The organism is Bacteroides sp. AF29-11 (assembly GCF_003602895.1).
GTDB classification, from domain to species: domain Bacteria; phylum Bacteroidota; class Bacteroidia; order Bacteroidales; family Bacteroidaceae; genus Bacteroides; species Bacteroides uniformis.
Genome location: NZ_QTLY01000002.1, coordinates 428,970 through 450,296 on the forward strand (window position 1 = coordinate 428,970; position 21,327 = coordinate 450,296).

Genomic DNA, 21,327 nt, shown 5'->3' on the forward strand with positions numbered 1-21,327 from the left:
CGCAAATTTAGCTTAAAATGTTTAGAAAACATAGAAAAGCCATAAGAAAAAGGCAAGAAGGACTTTCTTCGATGAAATCGTATTTTTTAATAATTGTTTCATCGAAACTTTCTCTACTTCCTCTTTTTTTTATAATTTTGCGCTTTTTAAGTTCTACGTGTACTGACGGGAGCAGTGCGCACCCTGAACGACAAGCCGTATAGGCTCTTGGCATTAGATTAAACAATTAATAAAATAATATAGTTGTGGGAGAAACAAAGTATATTTTCGTCACCGGTGGTGTTGCCTCTTCATTAGGTAAAGGTATCATCTCATCCTCCATCGGTAAATTGCTGCAAGCAAGAGGTTACAAGGTAACCATCCAGAAGTTTGACCCGTACATCAACATCGACCCGGGTACACTGAACCCTTATGAACACGGCGAATGCTACGTTACCGTGGATGGCCACGAAGCCGACCTCGATTTGGGCCATTACGAACGCTTCCTGGGCATCCAGACCACCAAGGCCAACAATATCACGACCGGACGCATCTACAAAAGCGTCATCGACAAAGAGCGCCGGGGTGACTATCTGGGAAAGACCATCCAGGTTATTCCCCATATTACAGACGAAATCAAGCGTAATGTAAAACTGTTGGGAAACAAATACAAATTCGACTTTGTTATTACCGAAATTGGCGGTACAGTGGGTGACATCGAGTCTCTACCCTATCTGGAAAGCATCCGTCAGCTGAAGTGGGAACTGGGAAAAGACGCCTTGTGCGTACACCTTACTTATGTCCCCTACCTGGCAGCTGCCGGTGAACTGAAGACCAAGCCCACCCAGCACTCCGTAAAGGAACTGCAAAGTGCCGGTATCCAACCCGATGTCCTCGTACTGCGTACGGAACATGAGTTGAGTACCACCCTGCGCAAGAAAGTGGCTCTGTTCTGCAATGTGGACGAGAATGCCGTGGTGCAAAGCATCGACGCGCCTACCATCTACGAAGTGCCTATCTTGATGCAGAGCCAGGGACTGGACGTTACCATTTTGAAGAAAATGGGACTTCCCGTCGGCGACACTCCGGGACTGGGACCGTGGCGCGCTTTCCTCGAACGCCGTCACAAAGCCGAAGAGACTGCCCCACTGCACATCGCATTGGTGGGCAAATATGACTTGCAGGATGCCTACAAGTCCATCCGCGAGGCCCTTTCACAAGCAGGAACCTACAATGACCGCAAAGTATCGGTAGACTTCGTGAACAGTGAAAAGCTGACTGACGAGAATGTGGCAGAAGCCCTGAAAGGCATGGCAGGCGTACTTATCGGTCCAGGCTTCGGCGAACGCGGCGTTGCCGGCAAGTTCGTAGCCATCAAATATGCGCGTACGCACGACATCCCCACCTTCGGTATCTGTCTGGGTATGCAGTGTATCGCCATCGAATTTGCCCGTAACGTACTGGGTTATGCCGATGCCAACTCACGCGAGATGGACGAAAAGACACCGCACAATGTCATCGACATCATGGAAGAGCAGAAGTCCATCACCAATATGGGTGGAACCATGCGTCTGGGTGCCTACGAATGTGTTCTGCAGAAAGGCAGCAAGGCATACGAGGCATATGGTACCGAGCATATCCAGGAACGTCACCGTCACCGCTACGAGTTCAACAACAGCTTCAAGGATGCCTACGAAGCAGCAGGTATGAAGTGTGTGGGTATAAACCCCGAATCGGACCTGGTGGAAATTGTTGAGATTCCCGCATTGAAGTGGTTTGTCGGTACCCAGTTCCATCCCGAATACAGCAGTACGGTATTGCATCCGCACCCACTGTTCGTAGCATTCGTGAAGGCCGCCATCGAAAATGAAAACGAAAAGAAATAATTTGTAATAAGTAATTTGTAATCAACAAAGAATGGATAAAAATACCATCACAGGTCTTGTTCTGATAGCGATATTGTTAGTAGGTTTCAGCTTTCTGAGTCGTCCCAGCCAGGAGCAGTTGGAAGCACAGCAACGTTACTACGACTCCATAGCCCAGGTGCAACAGCGCGAAGCCGACTTGAAAGCCAAGGCGGAAGCAGCCCTGGCCAACGAAAGCGGAGCGGAAGCAAGCGTTGACTCCACTGCCCTCTTCTTCGACGCCCGTCAAGGAACCAACTCGCAGGTAACCATCCAGAACAACCTGGCAGAAATAACCGTAGATACAAAAGGCGGGCGCATAGCTTCGGCCACGCTGAAGGAATACATGGGACAAGACAAGACGACCCCCGTCACACTGTTCAGCGGCAATGACGCTTCCATGAATTTCCTCTTTTACAACAAGAAAGAGACTATCCAGACGGAAGACTATTATTTCACCGCAGTAAACCGTACGGACAGTACCGTCACCATGCGTTTGTCGGCAGACAGCAACAGCTATATCGACTTTACATATCGCATGCACAATGACACATACCTGATAGACTTTACTATTCAGGCAGTCAATATGGAAGGTAAGCTGGCGGCTACCAACAATTATGTGGACATCGAGTGGTCTCAGCGTGCCCGTCAGATAGAGAAGGGTTACACCTACGAGAACCGTCTGGCTGAACTGACTTACAAAATCACCGGAGAGGGTACCGATTATCTGTCTGCCAACAAGAATGATGAAAAGGAAGTTCCGGAACGCCTGGACTGGATTGCTTTCAAGAACCAGTTCTTCTCTTCAGTATTTTTGGCAGATGCCGACTTTGAAAAGACCAAGCTGAGTTCCAAGATGGAGACTCAAGGCAGCGGCTACATCAAGGACTATTCTGCAGAGATGAGCACGAAGTTCGACCCTGCTGGCAAGGAACCTACCCAGCTGTTCTTTTACTTCGGCCCCAATCACTACAAGACTCTGACCGCACTCGACAAGGGACGTGACGCCAAGTGGGAGCTGAACCGTCTGGTCTATCTGGGCTGGCCGCTCATCCGCTGGATAAACAAATGGTTCACCATCAACATCTTCGACTGGTTGTCCAGTTGGGGGTTGAGCATGGGTATCGTACTGTTGTTCATGACGTTAATCGTAAAAGCTGTAGTATTCCCCGCAACGTGGAAAACCTACATGTCCTCTGCCAAGATGCGCGTACTGAAACCGAAAATCGACGAGATAAACAAGAAGTACCCCAAGCAGGAAGATGCCATGAAGAAGCAGCAGGAAGTGATGGGCCTCTACAGCCAGTACGGAGTCAGTCCGATGGGCGGATGTCTGCCGATGCTGATACAGTTCCCTATCTTGATGGCCTTGTTCATGTTCGTGCCGAGTGCCATTGAACTCCGCCAGCAGAGCTTCTTGTGGGCAGACGACCTTTCCACTTACGATGCGTTCATCAACTTCCCGTTCCATATCCCGTTCCTGGGAAGCCACCTCAGCTTGTTCTGCCTGCTGATGACGGTTACCAACATATTGAACACGAAGTACATGATGCAGCAACAGGATACGGGTGCCAATCCGCAGATGGCTGCCATGAAGTGGATGTCATACCTGATGCCTATCATGTTCCTCTTCATATTGAACGACTATCCTTCGGGATTGAACTATTACTACTTCATCTCTACGTTAGTCAGTGTGGTAACAACGCTCATCATGCGCAAGACAACCAATGAGGAAGCCCTTCTTGCTCAGTTGGAAGCCAACAAGAAAGACCCGAAGAAGATGAAGAAAACCGGTTTCGCCGCTCGTCTGGAAGCCATGCAGAAACAGCAGGAACAGATGATGAAAGAAAAACAGAACAAAAAGTAGTAAGACTACCGTTCAAGATATTCTTTTGCAGAAAGCCGGACAATGACATTTGCCCGGCTTTCTTATCCTTACGCCAATGAAAAAACTCACAGACTCTAAATTATGCAGACTAAATACACCTACAAACAAATCTGGCTCATAGCCTACCCTATCCTAATCAGCCTCCTTATGGAGCAGATGATAGGTATGACGGACACCGCCTTCCTCGGACGTGTAGGCGAAGTCGAGTTGGGAGCATCTGCCATCGCCGGTGTCTTCTATATGGTCATCTTCATGGTTGCCTTCGGTTTCAGCATCGGGGCACAGATACTCATTGCCCGGCGCAACGGCGAACGGCAGTATAAGGAAATCGGTGACTTGTTCTATCAGGGCATCTATTTCCAAGTCGGGATGGCGACAGTCATGTTCCTGCTGTCCTATTGCTTCTCGCCGATTATCCTGAAACGCATCGTAGCCTCGGAACATATCTACGAAGCAGCCACCAGCTACCTGCACTGGCGTGTATTCGGTGCCTTCTTCTCGTTCAGCGCAGTCATGTTCCGTGCCTTTTTCTTGGGAACCACCCAGACCAAGACACTGACACTGAACTCTATCGTCATGGTGTTGAGCAATGTTGTATTCAACTATATCCTGATTTTCGGTAAATTCGGTTTTCCTGCACTCGGCATTGCCGGAGCCGCCATCGGCTCCTCATTGGCCGAGCTGGTTTCGCTGTTATTCTTCATCCTCTATACCCGTAGCCGTATCGACTGCTGCAAGTACGGGCTGGACCGTATTCCGAAGTTCCGGTTGGACGTATTGAAACGGATGCTGAACGTCTCTTTCTGGACCATGATACAGAATTTCTTCTCCCTCTCCACCTGGTTCCTTTTCTTCCTTTATGTGGAGCATCTGGGAGAGCGCTCGCTGGCAGTGACCAACATTGTCCGCAACGTGTCCGGCATACTGTTCATGGTACTCATGGCGTTTGCCTCTACCTGCGGGTCACTGGTCAGCAACCTTATCGGTGCAGGCCACTCCGATTGCGTGGCAGGCACTATCCGGCAGCACGTACGCATAGCCTACGTTTTCGTACTTCCGCTGGCATTGCTTTTCGCGCTGTTCCCCAAGCTGATTCTGGGAATTTATACCGACATACCCGACCTGCAGGACGCTGCCGTGCATTCGCTTTGGGTGATGTGCTCCACCTATCTGTTCCTGGTTCCTGCCAATGTCTATTTCCAGGCAGTTTCCGGAACCGGCAATACGCGTACTGCATTGGGCATGGAGCTGGCAACGCTGGTCATCTACACAGCCTATATCACCTACATTATTCTGATTCTGCAACTCGACGTGGCCATCTGCTGGACCTCGGAAATGGTTTATTCCAGCTTTATTCTCATTTTCTGCTGGCTATATATCAAACGTGGGAATTGGCAAGGAAGGAAAATTTAGTATCTTTGCATTGAAATAACCGAAACAAAAAACATATATGAAACAAGTAAATCTACTACTTATGTCAGCAGCCATGACATTGGCCTCCTGCGGAGGAACAAAAGATGCCGGACAGCAGCAGGACGCAGCAGCGCTCATCCAGCGGTCGGACATCAAGATTGAAGGAAAGCGTATGACACCCGAGGCACTCTGGGCGATGGGACGTATCGGCAGTGTAGCCGTATCTCCCGACGAAAAGCAAATTGCCTACACGGTATCCTATTACAGCGTGCCCCAGAACAAGAGTAACAGCGAAGTCTTCGTCATGAATGCCGACGGTAGTGGCAATACCCAGATAACGCATGACGCCTGGCAAGAAGGACAGCCCACATGGTTCAAGGACGGCAAGAAGCTTGCCTTCCTTTGCAACGAAAGCGGCAGCAGCCAGGTATGGGAAATGAATCCCGACGGCAGCGGACGCAAGCAGCTGACCCAATACGAGGGAGACATCGAAGGGTTCTCTTTCTCGCCCGACGGCAAGAAACTCCTTTTCATTGCCCAGGTAAAGACCGTGAAGAGTACAGCAGACAAACATCCGGACCTTCCTAAAGCCACCGGCATCATCGTTACCGACCTGATGTACAAGCATTGGGATGAATGGGTGACTACTGCTCCCCATCCATTCGTTGCCGATTTCGACGGCAATGCCATCAGCAATGTCACTGATATTCTTGAGGGAGAGCCATACGAAAGCCCGATGAAGCCCTGGGGCGGTATCGAGCAGCTGGCATGGAGCCCGTCTTCTGATAAGGTGGCCTATACATGCCGTAAGAAAACCGGACTGGCGTATGCCATTTCCACCAACTCCGACATTTATATCTACGACCTTGCCTCCAAGGAAACCAAAAACATCACGGAAGAAAACAAGGGATATGACACGAATCCCCAATACTCTCCCGACGGCAAATACATCGCCTGGCAGAGCATGGAGCGTGACGGCTACGAAGCCGACTTGAACCGCTTGTTTATCATGAACCTCGAGACCGGCGAGAAACGTTTTGTAAGCAAAGCTTTCGAATCGAACGTGGACGCCTTCTTGTGGAACAAAGATTCCCAGAGCATCTACTTCATCGGTGTATGGCATGGCGAGACACAGATTTACAACATCGACCTTGCCGGAAACGACAAGCTTACCCAGCTCACCGACGGCATGTACGACTATGCTTCGCTTGCCCTTTGCGGAGACAAGATTATCGCCAAACGCCACTCCATGAGCATGGGCGACGAAATCTATGCCGTAAACAGTGCACGCAACGGCGACGCTTTTGCAGAAGCAGTGCAACTGACCACAGAAAACAAGCAGATTTACGACCAGCTGGAGATGGGTAAGGTGGAAGCCCGCTGGATGAAGACCACCGACGGCAAGCAGATGCTGACCTGGGTGATTTATCCTCCACAGTTCGACCCTAACAAGAAGTACCCCACCCTCCTCTTCTGTGAAGGTGGTCCTCAGAGTCCCGTCAGCCAGTTCTGGAGCTACCGTTGGAATTTCCAGATTATGGCGGCAAACGACTATATCATCGTAGCTCCCAACCGTCGTGGTCTTCCGGGCTTCGGTGTAGAGTGGAACGAAGCCATCAGCGGTGATTATGGCGGCCAGTGCATGAAGGACTACTTCACTGCCATTGACGAAATGGCCCAGGAACCTTTCGTCGACAAAGACCGCCTGGGTTGCGTAGGCGCCAGCTTCGGAGGCTTCTCCGTATATTGGCTTGCCGGACACCATGACAAACGCTTCAAGGCATTCATCGCACACGACGGTATCTTCAACATGGAAATGCAATATCTGGAAACGGAAGAGAAATGGTTTGCCAACTGGGATATGGGCGGTGCTTATTGGGAAAAGAACAACGCTACGGCACAACGCACTTTCGCCAACTCCCCGCACCTCTTCGTCGACAAATGGGACACCCCTATCCTCTGCATCCACGGAGAGAAGGACTTCCGCATCCTTGCCAACCAGGCAATGGCCGCCTTCGATGCAGCCGTGATGCGTGGCGTTCCTGCCGAACTGCTTATCTATCCGGACGAAAACCATTGGGTGCTGAAGCCTCAAAACGGCGTGCTGTGGCAACGTACCTTCTTTGAATGGCTGGACAAATGGCTGAAGCCGGCTAAGTAAAGCCCCTCAAAAACAATAAAAACAAATAATCCCGGACTCTTTGTCAAGAATCCGGGACTATTTGTTTTTATCGTACACCGCCCGATTCATTTTTTATGACTATAATTTGGGCAGTTCAAATAAAGTCAATACATTTGCTTTATGCACACTCCGAAGAAGTGTAAACAATATGTCCTAATATAACCCGATAAAAGATGAATGAAAATTGGCCTGAGATTGTGGAAACACTGATACCGTATTTTGAAACAAATTCGGTAGAAGGTGACTACCAGCGGGAAATAGAGAACTGCTTGAAATTTCTTGGATGGAAGAAGACCAATGGAACAATGGTATCCCAATATACATTACCGATAGGTAATAGCAACTCCATACGCCCGGACATTGTACTTTGGCGAAAGAACGAGCATGACACACAATCCCCCGTACTCCCTATTGAAATAAAGCGTCCGTCTAATATACGAAATGAAAGACAAGAAAATCAACTGATGTCGTATATGCGCCAACTGAAACTTAATGTCGGATTATATATAGGAGAAAAGATACAACTTTACTATGACATTCCCAATGATGGAGAGAATCCCATTTGTGTATTTACAGCGGAAATTAAAAAAGAAGATACAAATGGTTCCATCATCTGTGACTTATTGAGCTACGACAAATTCAATCTGGAAAAAATAGAAACATTCTGTAATGAGCAATATAAAAAAATCCAAGCGCGTAATAATCTGCATAGGAGGGTGTCAGAATTCTTATCCGAAGGCAATGGGGTAAAGAATATGATTTCGTTGCTCAAAGACAAGTTTACAGCTGAAGGATTTGAGGAATCCGCCATTAATGAAGAATTTGCCAATCTTACGCTTACAGTACATTACGAAAATAAGAGCATTCTGCCTTCATTACAGCTTAAAACGAGGCAAACATCTAAAAACTCACAAAACGACTATAAAGAAAGTGACTCCAAAGACCATACAAAATTCTCATTGGATGGAATCAACTTCTATGTCAAAAGACGTTTTGTATTGGAAGTAATCAAGCACTATATCAAAGACCATCCCAACATAAACTATGTTGAACTGGAAAAAGTCTTTCCATCCAATTTACACAGTAAAGCATTGGGTGTAATACGTACCTTGATAGAAGTCCAAGAAAAAATCAAATCTCATCCCGATTTAAAGAAACGTTACTTTCTTAAGCCTGATGAAGTTATTTTATTGGCAGACGGAACAAAAATTGTTGTCAACAACCAGTGGGGAACATTATTTCCAAGATTTCTTGAAGCAGCAAAGAAACTGTACCAAGTAACCAATGATACGGAAAGCAATACTCCAATATCCCGATTAAAGATTACTTTTGGTAATGGGAAAGTAATTCAAGAAACACAAGCAGCCGAGACTTTCCGGCAATTTGTGATGACAGTAGGTGTGGAACAAGTGCAATCTTTAAATATCAAGGTATGCAAGATTCCCTTGATATCAAACACACTTCATGAGAAATACCAGCGCGCTCAAAAACCATTAGGCAACGGACGGTTTCTTATGACCTGCAGCAATACAAAAACAAAGAAGCGTGATATCGAGCGTATTGCCAAAGCTTTGGGTATTCAGGTGACCGTGGAAATTGTATAATGGAAGACAGTAATTCAAGAGATATGTCTTGAAAAATACTTTTTCATGAAGAGTACGTATATTGCGCTCAACAGTAAGATACACCCTATCAAGAAGATATAGCCATACCGTTGGTAATAAATATATCCTACTATTATAAAAGTCTGTATTGTCATATAGACCAGAGAGACTATGACATGAGGAATCTTCAGCTCATTCGCCATAATCTGATACAGATGCTTGCGATGCGGCAGCCCGATATTCTCATGAAGTATCAGACGATGAATGATAGTCAGAACACTGTCTACCCCATAAACGGACAATAAGACAATCCAACTGAAATCACCAGTCTGGATGATGAGCCTGCCTATCAGGAAAAGAAGGATGAAAGCAATGCTCACCGAACCCACATCACCCGCAAAGCATTTGGCACGCTTGCGGAAATTGAAGAAACAGAAAACAAGAACGGAATAGATAACGGTATAGATGAAATCCGCTTCTACAAAAGTAACCACCTCCTTATTGATATAGGCCAACGCAGCAAGAATAACCAGAGAATAACCGCCAGTTATGCCGTTAATGCCATCCATAAAGTTGTAGGCATTGATGATACCCGTACAGACTATCAAGGCTATGACTATCCACCACCAGGACAAGGAGAACAGTCCCCACTGATAAAACATCAAGGCCATGGCAGAGAAATGAAAAAGCAGCCTTGTCATCTGTCCGGTGGATTTTATATCGTCCACGAAGCTGATGAACGTCACCAGTGTCAAGGCAAGCAGGAACCAGGGATATTCAAAGTCACTCGTCAGGAAATAGGCCAACGCTCCGAAATAGAAAATAATCCCACCACCGCGTAAAGTCACTTTCGTATGAGAACTCCGCTCATTGGGCTTGTCGATGATATTGCACCTATCAGCCACCCTAAAATAAAAAAGTTCTGCCAAAAACAGCAGAACCAATATTAACAGATAATACATAACAGTATTTTCCTCTTTAATTTTTAATTATCAATTTTTAATTCTTAACTTTTAATTTGAGAACGATTTTATCGTTCTCACTATCCCCTCCTCTGCCCTCACCGGCATTCTGTCAATTCCCAGGGCAGCCTTTATTTTCGCATTACTCACCACATAATTCTCTGTCAACTTGCGCAGACGCTCTGTATTCAAAGGCAAATGGAGCAGAGTCCCAAGCCGGGCACAGAATTCCATCAGTCCTCTGTTTATCTTCCAGATATGCGGCTTACGCTCCAAAGCCCGACACATCAAAGCTATCAGCTCATTCGTGGACAAGGCCTCGTCATCTCCCATGTGGTAGATACCACTCACCACCTCCTTAGTCAACAGCCCTTCCAACACGTAGCAAAGATTGTCTATCGAAGTAAAAGACCTCCTGTTCTCAAAGGCCCCCAAAGGCCAGGGGATGCCTTTCCTCACCACATTATAAAGAAGATTCAGATTGCCTTTATTGCCGGGACCATGAATCATGCAGGGACGCAGGATATAAACCTGCTTGTCATCATAAGGATTAGCTTTCAATTTCCCATTCTCAACCTTCAACTTGTCAAGGATGTAATTCTCGGCAGCTATCTTACTTTCCCCATAAGGCCCTACCGGAGCAGGCACCACATCTTCAGTCAGCATATCACCCACCACACTGTCTGCAGCGGCTTTCACAGAACTGAAGAATACGAACTTCTTCGCAGACGATTCCAGAAAGAAATCAAATATCTTTTGAGTCAATCCCATATTGATATCAAAATAGGCTTGGGCAGCAGACCGGTTCTTCGTGTCATGGGCTTTACCAGCCAGATGAATAATGGCATCGAATTCAGGAAGATTCCGCATCGGAAAAGAAGCTGGTTCAATATCCTTCCAGGAGAAAGTCTTTACCACCCCCTCCTTTTCAGGAGCAACAATATCCAGCCCGTAAAGGCTATGACGTTCCTTTAGGGCAACAACGAGATTGGAACCCACAAAGCCGTGGATTCCAGTGACGAGTATGTTCATTGAAATATGCTAAAAAATATACTGACCGGAAACGTGATTATTGGTTATGTATTTAATAAAATAAGTATCTCCAATGACAGAGAAGAAAATATACCACGTCGTATTAGAATTACGTTGATAAGTGATGTAATACATATCCTTACCATAACGCTCAAAAAAAGCGGGCGCTTTCTTTTTTAATTTAGAATGAATGTTCTGTTGAATATCAGCTATCAGTTCTTCTACATAAGAAATAGCAAAAGGATAAGTACCTAAATACTCCTTCTCAACAAGTATTTTTATAAGCCCATACAAATCCTCCTCTACTTCGGGAGCGAATACGACTCTCATCCAAACAAAGCCTTTATACGAGGGCAAAGCCTATCCAATAATTCTTCACCGGAAATAGCATGCCTAATGTCATCACGTCCTTCCGTAACGATATTCGGATTATTCTCATTACCCGTATATACAACTACCGGTTCACCAACATTCGGCACCATCGGTTCTTGTTCCTTATATGGCTTAATCTTCCTCATACATCCAATCTTTCCACAAAGATACCCGGAAATATCAAGTTATCCTAATCATTGACTGATAAATATCGTATGTTCATAAAGCTTCAACTAAGTCTACATATTTTTGAGTTACCACATCCTTGGAATATAATCGCTTAATCACCTCTACACCATTTCGACCCAGTAAAGCTAGTTCGCTTCTTGAGACGGAATTCAGCCAATCCACCATTTCTCCCACCTTCTTTTCCAAACTCTTCTCTGTAATCAATTTTGCACAGCCATGTTCCTGCAGGAAATTGATGATAGGCGTATCCTTTCCCGAGCAGACCAATAAAGGCCTACCACATGCCATGATTGTATAAACCTTGGAAGGGAATCCCTGCATCTCCATTTCAGGGTTCATGAAAATAAACTGGATGTCTGAATAGGCAAGAATGGACGGCATCAAACTTCTGGGCTGATAGGGCAAAATATGCACATTATCCAGCTCCAACTCACGTACTTTCTCCTCAAGAACGGGTTTCATGACTCCCTCACCGATTATAAAGTATTCAATGGAAAACCCTTTCGTCTTTTCTGCCAGACAAATTAAGGGCTCCCAATCTTGGGCATAACCAATATTCCCGGCATAAAGCAATTTCAAAGAATCTGTGGCAGGGAAAAAATGGGGATTCAGACATTCTACATTTCCACCTTGAGAATTATACAATTCTGTATCTACAAAATTAGGTATTATACAAAGCTTGGACTTATCCTTAAACCTTCCGGCTATTACATTATAAAAAACCTGGTCTATTGTCGTTACGGCCGTTGAGTTATTATAAACATACCGTTCCATCCTACGTAGCTGTTCTATAACAAGCCCGTCCTTTCGTTTCAAGATGTCAGGATATATTTCCTGCACATTATATATGGTTTTACATCCCTTGATTTTCGCCAGCCAAATGTTTATTACACCAATAGTCAAAGGAGGGGAAGGTGACAGTATGACATCTATATTTCTCTGGAACAAACCAATCAGGAAAGAGATAATATGCCAATAGACAAATCCCAGGACACGCAGAAATGTATTTCTGAATTTCTTCTGGGGTACATGAAGAACTCTGATTCCATGAAAACAGCTTTCTTTACAAATCCCCCAAACCTTCCATTTCAGAGGTTGTGCTGCCAGTTGTGATTCCACAACATTGTAATGAGGCGTAGTTGTCAATACCAATACTTCATAACCGTTTTCTTGGAATTTCAGAGCAATATCATTATAAAGATAGGCTGTCGAAACTCCATCCGGACTGAAAATCAGGCTATGTATCAAGATTTTCTTAGGCATGTCTCACCATTATTTTCTCCAGACCATCTTGTTCACCACCCCCGTATAGCTCTGAATCAACTTCACAACCTTGGCCGATACATTCTCATCCGTATAATTGGGCACCGGCAGGCCATCGTCACCATTCCTATTCATCTCCACAGCAGTATCTACAGCCTGAAGCAAGGATGTCCCATCAATGCCGGCAAGGACAAAGATACCCTTGTCAAGAGCCTCGGGACGCTCCGTACTCGTACGGATGCATACAGCAGGGAAAGGATGCCCCACAGAAGTGAAGAAACTGCTCTCCTCAGGCAGGGTACCGCTGTCACTCACAACGGCATAGGCGTTCATCTGCAGGCAGTTGTAGTCGTGGAAACCGAGAGGTTCATGCTGAATCACACGTCTGTCAAGTGCAAAGCCGCTTGATTCCAGACGTTTCCTGCTACGGGGATGACAACTGTAAAGTATGGGCATGTCATATTTCTCGGCCATAGCGTTAACCGCGCTGAAAAGGGACAGGAAGTTCTTCTCCGTGTCAATGTTCTCTTCCCGGTGCGCGGAGAGCAGGATGTATTTACCTTTCTGGAGATGCAATCTCTGGTGAATATCGCTGGACTCTATTTCCGTCAGGTTCTCATGCAGGACTTCCGCCATGGGCGAACCGGTTACGTATGTACGTTCTTTCGCCACGCCCGAAGCGTTCAGGTATCTGCGGGCATGCTCCGAATAGCAGAGGTTCACATCGGAAATGACGTCCACAATACGGCGGTTGGTCTCCTCAGGCAGGCACTCGTCAAAGCAGCGGTTGCCTGCCTCCATATGGAAGATGGGGATATGCAGACGTTTCGCGCCTATCACGCTCAGGCAGGAGTTCGTGTCTCCCAACACCAGCACGGCATCAGGTTTCACCTGCACCATCAGCTTGTAGCCGGCGTTGATAATATTCCCCATCGTGGCACCGAGGTCATCGCCGACGGCATCCATATACACATCGGGGTCTTTCAGCTTCAGGTCGCGGAAGAAGACACCGTTCAGGTTATAGTCGTAATTCTGGCCCGTATGTGCCAGCAGACAGTCAAAATAACTGCGGCATTTGTTGATGACAGCCGCCAGGCGGATGATTTCCGGACGGGTGCCCACTATAATCAGAAGTTTCAGTCTGCCGTTCTCCTGAAACCTGACTTGCGAATAATCCAATTTTATATCCATCTGTTCCTATATTCTTTAACTCGTTTCAGACTTTTTCAAAATAAGTGTCCGGACGTGCCGGGTCGAAACACTCGTTGCACCACATGAAGGTCACCAGGTCTTCCGTTTCCGAAAGGTTGACAATGTTGTGCGTATAGCCGGGAATCATCTCCACGACCTCCATCCTCCCGCCGCTTACCTCGAAGCTGACAACCTCCTCCGTACCTATCTTGCGGAGCTGTATCAGACCGTGCCCGCTCACCACCACAAACTTCTCGTTCTTGGTATGGTGCCAGTGCTGGCCTTTCGTAACGCCCGGCTTGGAGATGTTCACCGAGAACTGCCCGCGGTCGGAAGTACGGATAATCTCTGTAAAACTGCCGCGGTCGTCCACATTCATCTTCAGGGGATAGCTGAACCGTTCTTCAGGCAGGTATGAGAGGTATGTGGAATAGAGTTTCTTTGTAAAGGCATCGCTCAAATCCGGGACGGACAAGGTACCGGGCATTTGCCTGAAAGACCTTATCAGTTCCACAATGCCGCCCAAGGTAATGGTATGCACCACGGGCACTTCGCAATAATCCCCGTTGCGGTGTTCCCTGCCGCTTAGGGCAGAGATAAGCTCGTCCACCACATCGTCTATGTAAACCAGGTGCATCACCACCGAAGGGTCGTTCACCCGGATGGGCTGGTCATGGGCGATGTTGTTGCAGAAAGTGGCCACCGCGCTGTTATAGTTGGGGCGGCACCATTTACCGAAAACATTCGGGAAGCGGTACACCAGTACCTTTGCTCCCGTTTCCCTGGAGTACTCGAACAACAGTTGCTCCCCTGCCCGTTTCGATTCACCGTAAGGGTTGTCGAGTGTGGCCTGCGTGGAAGAGGAAATCATTACCGGACAGGTATTGCCGTACTTCTTCAATGTATCAAGCAGCGTGGAGGCGAAGCCGAAGTTCCCTTTCATAAACTCAGACGCATCCTGGGGACGGTTCACGCCCGCCAGATTGAAGACAAAGTCAGCTTGTCTGCAATAGACATCCAGTTCGGCAGGGTCACTGTCCATGTCATATTCGTAAATGGTAAGTTCCTCACCCGCAATGCCGTAATTACGGGCTTTCCCGTCACGGATGTTGTGCAGCTGGGATACAAGGTTCCGGCCGACAAACCCTCGGGAGCCGGTCACTAAGATTTTCATAAACTAATGGGTTCTGTTTGTCACAGAAAAGAGAAGATATTCATAGTGAATGACAGAAATCATCCAAACCTATAAAACTTACTTTTGGGAAATTATATTGCTTCAATATATGAAAATGATGATCTTCCGTAACAATAAACTTGGCATTAGCCACAATTGCACAGTCCACAAACTTATTATCATCCGAATCTGATTTTATCAGATTGAAGTTATAATAAGGAGTAAAGAACAAAGTATAAGGATTATTGAGAATGACATCAATCACCAGCTTAGCTATTTCCACACCTGCCAAACGTTCTAATATTTCCTCATATTCATTAAGAATTTCATCAGAAACGCATAACTGATTCGTTCCATCCAAAAAGCAATCCCAAATCTTACGGTACCTGCTTTTGGGAGAAATGCACTGTATCAAGCTATTTGTATCTAATACAATTCTATTCATCTCTTCGGAAGTGTACGGACATCAATTTTTCTCAGTTCATCAAGTTTTTCTTGGTTTAAAACTCCCGAATCCCATAAGTCATTCAAGCGGTCATCTAACTTCTGAGAAAAATATTTGGTCAACACTTCTTTAACTTCATTCAATCGCTCCTCCGAACCATCAAAAGCAAACATCTTCAAAAGATGTTGTTGAACTGAATTTAATACTGTTGCTGCCATATTCTCAATTATTAGTTTCAATATGGCAAAGATAGTTTTTTTTTCTAAAGGAACAATACATTCCCTCTTTCTTTCCTGTTGTATTATTCAAATTAAAGACTTATTCACTCTTGATTTCCGCGCTCTTCGCCTTTTCCTCCATTCCGAGGTCTTCGCGGATGAAGCGGAGTTTCAAAAGAAGCTTTTTCATGCCCTCCACATCCAGGCGGGCAGTGTTATGGCTGTGATAGTCCTCTATACGGGCAATATCCTCATTGCCTTCCGTGAAGAACTTGTCATAGTTCAGATCACGGGTGTCGCAGGGGATGCGGTAGTAGTCGCCCATGTCGACAGCCTTTGCCATCTCTTCGCGGGTTACCAGTGTCTCATACAGTTTCTCGCCGTGGCGCGTGCCGATGGTCTTCACCTCCGTCTCACCGTATTTCGGATCAACCTGCGCGTATGTTTCCTTCAAGGCCTGAGCCAGTACATCCAAGGTGGCGGCAGGAGCCTTCTGCACGAACAGGTCACCGTTATGCCCGTGCTCAAACGCATAGATTACCAGATCCACGGCATCGTCCAGCGTCATCATGAAGCGGGTCATGTTGGGGTCCGTTACCGTAATGGGCCTGCCGTTCTTTATCTGCTCCACCCACAAAGGAATCACAGAACCGCGACTTGCCATCACATTGCCGTAACGGGTACAGCAGATGGTCGTACCGGCTTCCTCACCCAACGCACGGCCCTTGGCTATGGCAACTTTCTCCATCATGGCCTTGCTGATACCCATGGCATTGATGGGATAGGCGGCCTTGTCGGTAGAAAGCACCACCACATTCTTTACACCATGCGCTATGGCGGATTCCAGTACATTGTCCGTACCGATCACATTGGTCTGCACAGCCTGCAACGGGAAGAACTCGCAACTGGGAACCTGCTTCAAGGCGGCGGCAGAAAACACATAATCCACTCCCATCATGGCACCGTCCACAGACTGGCGGTCACGGACATTACCAATGTAAAATTTTACTTTGGGATTTTGCAGGTGATGACGCATATCATCCTGTTTTTTCTCGTCACGGCTAAAAATACGGATCTCCTTGATGTCTGAATCAAGGAAACGACGCAATACAGCGTTACCGAAGGAACCGGTACCGCCAGTGATTAATAAAACTTTGTCTTTGAATATAGACATAACTACTATAGATTACAAAAATAATACAATAAAATTATGATTAAAGACTTACCACCTTTTCGTATAAATGCAAGTACTCCATATATCTTTCCTTTTTATCATATAAATTCCTTGCCCGTTCTCGACAGACAAAAGTCCAATGTTCTTTTCCCATTTCTTTGATAAACTCTACAATATTTGCAACTTCTGCAATATTTCCCTGTTCCACAACAAAACCTGTTCGTTCATCTACAGCTTCCACGCTACCACCAGTATGATATGTTATTACCGGAGTTCCACACGACAATGACTCTAAATTAGTAGTTGGAAAATTATCTTCCCAAGTCGGATTGAAATAGGCATCTGCTACAGAATAATAAGCAACCAAATCTTGAATGCTATTTGTACGCCTTATCCCAATAATTCCTTTAGGAAGTTGCTTGATTTGTTTTTCATCCAATCCAATCAACACAATACTATAATCATCAGATAAAAGCTTCCGAAGTTTTATAAAATCATCCAATCCTTTACGAGTCTCCCATACACTTGCAACTCCCAATATCATAAACTTATCTTTAAGTCCTAGATTGGATTTACAAATTTGTTTCGGACTAAATACATCTGTATCAATCCCATTATGAATCACTTGTATCGGATAATCTTTCAAAAAAGACAATCTCACCTCTTCTGCTAACCACGCAGAAACAGGAACTAAAGTCATATTCCTCACAGAAGTAAAAGCATGCAATTTATCACGGAAATTTTGTTCAGAGCGATCAGCAAACCATGAACTTGGATAGCTTTTTTTCTGAGGACAATCATGGCATAATGTACGCCAACGATTACAACCAACATAAGAATAATATGCACAATGCCCTGTAAATGCCCAACAATCATGGAGAGTCCATACTATGGGAATATCCAATTGAGCCAAATAGTCAAACAATATCTCATAGTTTAGATAATAACCATGAATGTTATGCAAATGTACTATATCAGGCTTTATGCTATCTATTTGTTTTATGAATGTCCGCGTTACTTGTTTAGAAGCCAAACCATGATTATCTAATAATCGAGACTGCAGAACATGATATTTCACATCCCAATTATTACCTATATGGATTAATTTCGACAAGCTTTTCGAATTAGTATCACGACCATAAGCAATATAACTTTCAAAATTATGAGACTTTGCCAATTTTCCAATTTCTTCTACTATATGCCCAGTAGACCCCCAATTAGCAACTACGTTCAGTTGAAGCAATATATACATAACATTATTGAAATACAAAACAATAAGGAGCATTCGCGATGTTTGCTCCTAATAGCAAGACTGTAAAAACAACCAATAGCACCAAAGAGAACTTCCTTTTAAGAAAATTATTATATCGCCATATTGATAATACATAGCATACAAAAAAGCTTGCAACAATAATTTTCATTGAAGTGAAACAAAAAGGCAATCGACTTAGTACCATATTCACTCCAGCAATATTTGCAATAATAGTACCTACAAAATAAATTCGAAAATAAATATCAAATCTCTCTTGTCTATATTTATAAAACAATATAGAAGAATTTAAAATTAGAATTATATCAACCAAATGCAATATTATCAATCCAATACCGCTACCTCCTTCCATTTCCCACTCATTCATAATTTCTAAATAAGTTGCATATCTTCCAGATAAGAAAGGAGTTATCATTTCAAAAAGAAAATGTTGTAGATAACTTGAAAAAAGCCATGTCAAAGTATAAACAAAAACAAGAAAATTAGAAGACAAAAGTTGACGTTGAGGAAAATAATAAAACAAAAAGCAAGGGATAAAATAAAAAGAGGTCACATGAAAACCTGCTGCAATTAAACAACACAACAGAAAAAAAAACAACCGTTTTTTTATAATATAATTGACCGAATATAACAATATAAAAAAAGCAATTGCCTGACGTTGAATATTGAGATACCAAAACAAGATTCCCAAGGAAATTAAAAAATATGTAGCATATGGAAATAGATAGCGAAAACAGTGAAATGATTTATAGTAAAAATAAAAAGGAATAAAAGCCATAATTACAAATAATAGATAATAAGGCATTCCAAATTTATAGCAACAAAAAGAAATAACAGCATAAAGAAATTCTATATTTTCCAAACTTTCATTAAATCCTCCCACAAAACGTGTTTCATAAATTTCTTTATATGCTAAGTAATCAACACCAACATCATATCTTAAACCGATTATCAAAGATATTAATGACACTGGAACTAAATAAAAGAAAATGCGATTCAGAATAGAACCACATTCTTTGTACACATTCAATTTATTGTTAGAAACAGCAGGAAACTTCCAAAAGAAAACAGCAATAATATACAACAAAAACACAACAAAAATTGTCAATATCATTTTAAGAGATATTTAATATCAAACAACCCACATAATAATTGTAGTGAAAAATTATATATAATAGCACAAATCTTTTCTTTTAAAGACATTCCTATCAATATCTTTATAGAAGGATATTCTCTCTTAAAATCCAACAAATATCTTCTTTTTTTTATACTATTTTCAAAATTTCCCAATAAGACTAAAAACATTATTTTAATACGATTTGACAATAATATAAAGTATTTCTTCTCTTTGTCATTACTTATAGATGGTATATAATTTTGATAGCTTTTCAAAATATAAAAAACGCTATCAAGCATTTTTTCATTTACAGAATTTACAAGAGAGTCCTTTCTTTGCCGATAATTGTATGCTATAAAGGGAAGCTCTTTAACACATTTAGCCTTTCTCAATACACGAGGAATTAATTGCAAATCTTCAAAAATAAGTCCTTCTGTAAAAAAGAAATTATTTTTCAATAAAAAATATCTATTAAACACAAAAGACCATGCATAAAATGAAAAAGAAAAATCTTTAGATAGAAACTCCATCCCTGTCTGACAAGATTCATCACCTTTTTTTAAGGGTGTATAATCTTTCAATATTTTTCCAGCCTCTGTAACTGTCCTATAATTCAATCTAAAACAATCTTTTGCACATAACGATATAGCCAATAAAATACGTTTTAAAATTCCAGGCTCAATCCAATCATCAGAATCTACAAACCATATATATTCCCCTTTAGCGATTTTCATTCCTGCATTTCTAGCAGCACTAAGCCCTAAATTTTCTTGATTGATTATAATTATATTCGATTGTTTTGCATATAAATTTATAAGATTAGCACTATTATCGGTAGAACCATCATTAACGATTATAATCTCATAATCAGTTATATCTACATTCTGTTCCAAACAGCTATCAAGACACTCAGATACATATTTTTCAACATTATACACAGGTATAACGATAGATAATTTCATACTCTAATAATATCTTATTCTATTTAAAATAAATCTTTTAGCTCTCTCAATTCCGCATACTATCAGAGGACTTTTATATCCAAGCAACTGAACAAATATAAAAGGTAGGAAAAATATATTCAAACCTTTACAGCTGTATTTTAAAGCTTGATAAGCTTCCCTATATTTACAAGTCAACAAAAGCAAATAAAAAGCATCTACACTATATTTCACTAATATCCGCTTTTGAAAATATTCTTTCAATTTTGTCTTTTCCGCAAACCATAATTGTATATCAACTCCATTTTGTATAAAATTTAATTGTTTTAAATACGAATCAAAATGAGATGCTGATAATTCCAACTTACGATAAACTCCTAAAACTTCATTTGCAAATTTTAATTTAGACTTTGAAGCAATATATAACCACAAAGGATAATCTCCCAACATTTTATTATGCATTTCTTTTATTTCCATAAATTCCAATAAATATATGGTGCGAAAGCAAACTGTCAAGGTAGGAATTGTATTTTCTAAAAGTAATTGTTCATACGAACTTGTCTGACGTCCAAATGAAGATAAAGAGACTTTTTGTTTATTCTGAACAAATACTCTTGCTTTTCCATAAATTAATCCATAATCAACATTAGCTTCTAAAAAATCAACTTGTTTTTGTAATTTTAGAGGATCAGTCCAATAATCATCTCCTTCACAATATGCTACATACTTTCCACAAGTATGTTTATTCATTATACGTCTAAGAGAACCATCTTTTTTTGAATATTGATTTTCTGTTTCATAAATAGGTTTAATAATATCTGGATACTTCTCTGCATATTCTCTTATAATCAGTGCAGTATCATCTGTTGATGCATCATCATGAACTATTGCCTCAAAACGAAAATTTGTCTTCTGCATACAAAAACCTTCTAAGCATTGCCTAATGTAGGGAGCTTGATTATAAGCTATGCACTGAATTGTTAATACAGGATTTTCCATTACTCCTCAA

At 43.1% G+C, this 21,327-nt stretch carries 19 protein-coding genes; 5 read left to right on the forward strand and 14 right to left on the reverse strand.

Going from position 1 to position 21,327, the window contains the following annotated elements; genetic code table 11:
- Positions 1–245 precede the first annotated feature (245 nt).
- The 5 genes from DWZ03_RS04520 to DWZ03_RS04540 all read left to right on the forward strand — a co-directional run bounded on the left by DWZ03_RS04520 (position 246) and on the right by DWZ03_RS04540 (position 8,970).
- Entirely contained in the window at positions 246–1,865 is a 1,620-nt protein-coding gene (locus DWZ03_RS04520) for a CTP synthase (protein ID WP_016273706.1), read from the forward strand.
- A gap of 31 nt (positions 1,866–1,896) precedes the next feature.
- On the forward strand, positions 1,897–3,750 hold the full coding sequence (yidC, locus tag DWZ03_RS04525; RefSeq protein ID WP_120128985.1) for a membrane protein insertase YidC: 1,854 nt from the start codon (positions 1,897–1,899) through the stop codon (positions 3,748–3,750).
- Positions 3,751–3,852: 102 nt separating this feature from the next.
- Positions 3,853–5,184, forward strand: a complete 1,332-nt coding sequence (locus DWZ03_RS04530; protein ID WP_022400745.1) for an MATE family efflux transporter — start codon at positions 3,853–3,855, stop codon at positions 5,182–5,184.
- 37 nt (positions 5,185–5,221) lie between these two features.
- Positions 5,222–7,345 (forward strand): alpha/beta hydrolase family protein, encoded by a 2,124-nt coding sequence (locus DWZ03_RS04535; RefSeq protein ID WP_057098108.1) that lies wholly within the window; start codon positions 5,222–5,224, stop codon positions 7,343–7,345.
- A gap of 494 nt (positions 7,346–7,839) precedes the next feature.
- The gene (locus DWZ03_RS04540) at positions 7,840–8,970 is read left to right on the forward strand and encodes a hypothetical protein (protein WP_229122401.1); all 1,131 of its coding nucleotides are present in this window, start codon (positions 7,840–7,842) and stop codon (positions 8,968–8,970) included.
- Between the two features lie 14 nt (positions 8,971–8,984).
- Here the strand turns inward: DWZ03_RS04540 and DWZ03_RS04545 are convergent, their stop codons facing one another.
- The 14 genes from DWZ03_RS04545 to DWZ03_RS04610 all read right to left on the reverse strand — a co-directional run bounded on the left by DWZ03_RS04545 (position 8,985) and on the right by DWZ03_RS04610 (position 21,317).
- Entirely contained in the window at positions 8,985–9,932 is a 948-nt protein-coding gene (locus tag DWZ03_RS04545; protein ID WP_120128987.1) for an MraY family glycosyltransferase, read from the reverse strand.
- A 51-nt stretch (positions 9,933–9,983) separates the two neighbouring features.
- A complete protein-coding gene (locus DWZ03_RS04550) occupies positions 9,984–10,964 on the reverse strand; it encodes an NAD-dependent epimerase/dehydratase family protein (RefSeq protein ID WP_120128989.1) in 981 nt (326 codons plus the stop codon).
- 9 nt (positions 10,965–10,973) lie between these two features.
- Positions 10,974–11,294, reverse strand: coding sequence for a hypothetical protein (locus DWZ03_RS04555; RefSeq protein WP_005829173.1), 321 nt, complete (start codon positions 11,292–11,294; stop codon positions 10,974–10,976).
- A complete protein-coding gene (locus DWZ03_RS04560) occupies positions 11,291–11,482 on the reverse strand; it encodes a hypothetical protein (RefSeq protein ID WP_035457993.1) in 192 nt (63 codons plus the stop codon). The genes DWZ03_RS04555 and DWZ03_RS04560 overlap by 4 nt, the downstream gene beginning before the upstream one ends.
- Before the next feature lie 73 nt (positions 11,483–11,555).
- Positions 11,556–12,788: a glycosyltransferase family 4 protein gene (locus DWZ03_RS04565; RefSeq protein WP_120128991.1), complete on the reverse strand. Its 1,233-nt coding sequence runs from the start codon at positions 12,786–12,788 to the stop codon at positions 11,556–11,558.
- Positions 12,789–12,797: 9 nt separating this feature from the next.
- On the reverse strand, positions 12,798–13,979 hold the full coding sequence (wecB, locus tag DWZ03_RS04570) for a non-hydrolyzing UDP-N-acetylglucosamine 2-epimerase (protein ID WP_120128993.1): 1,182 nt from the start codon (positions 13,977–13,979) through the stop codon (positions 12,798–12,800).
- Positions 13,980–14,004: 25 nt separating this feature from the next.
- Positions 14,005–15,153: a capsular polysaccharide biosynthesis protein CapF gene (locus tag DWZ03_RS04575; protein WP_057258531.1), complete on the reverse strand. Its 1,149-nt coding sequence runs from the start codon at positions 15,151–15,153 to the stop codon at positions 14,005–14,007.
- Positions 15,154–15,193: 40 nt separating this feature from the next.
- Positions 15,194–15,598: a putative toxin-antitoxin system toxin component, PIN family gene (locus tag DWZ03_RS04580; RefSeq protein WP_120128995.1), complete on the reverse strand. Its 405-nt coding sequence runs from the start codon at positions 15,596–15,598 to the stop codon at positions 15,194–15,196.
- The gene (locus tag DWZ03_RS04585; RefSeq protein WP_005829183.1) at positions 15,595–15,816 is read right to left on the reverse strand and encodes a hypothetical protein; all 222 of its coding nucleotides are present in this window, start codon (positions 15,814–15,816) and stop codon (positions 15,595–15,597) included. The genes DWZ03_RS04580 and DWZ03_RS04585 overlap by 4 nt, the downstream gene beginning before the upstream one ends.
- A gap of 100 nt (positions 15,817–15,916) precedes the next feature.
- Entirely contained in the window at positions 15,917–16,990 is a 1,074-nt protein-coding gene (locus tag DWZ03_RS04590; RefSeq protein ID WP_008663517.1) for a polysaccharide biosynthesis protein, read from the reverse strand.
- Positions 16,991–17,030: 40 nt separating this feature from the next.
- Positions 17,031–18,242, reverse strand: a complete 1,212-nt coding sequence (locus DWZ03_RS04595; protein ID WP_118940823.1) for a glycosyltransferase — start codon at positions 18,240–18,242, stop codon at positions 17,031–17,033.
- Positions 18,243–18,246: 4 nt separating this feature from the next.
- Positions 18,247–19,374 carry an EpsG family protein gene (locus DWZ03_RS04600; RefSeq protein WP_120128997.1) on the reverse strand — a complete coding sequence of 376 codons (1,128 nt, stop codon included), beginning with the start codon at positions 19,372–19,374 and terminating at the stop codon, positions 18,247–18,249.
- Positions 19,371–20,339 carry a glycosyltransferase gene (locus DWZ03_RS04605; protein ID WP_118940796.1) on the reverse strand — a complete coding sequence of 323 codons (969 nt, stop codon included), beginning with the start codon at positions 20,337–20,339 and terminating at the stop codon, positions 19,371–19,373. The genes DWZ03_RS04600 and DWZ03_RS04605 overlap by 4 nt, the downstream gene beginning before the upstream one ends.
- Positions 20,340–20,342: 3 nt before the next feature.
- Entirely contained in the window at positions 20,343–21,317 is a 975-nt protein-coding gene (locus DWZ03_RS04610) for a glycosyltransferase (RefSeq protein WP_117703324.1), read from the reverse strand.
- Positions 21,318–21,327 lie beyond the last annotated feature (10 nt).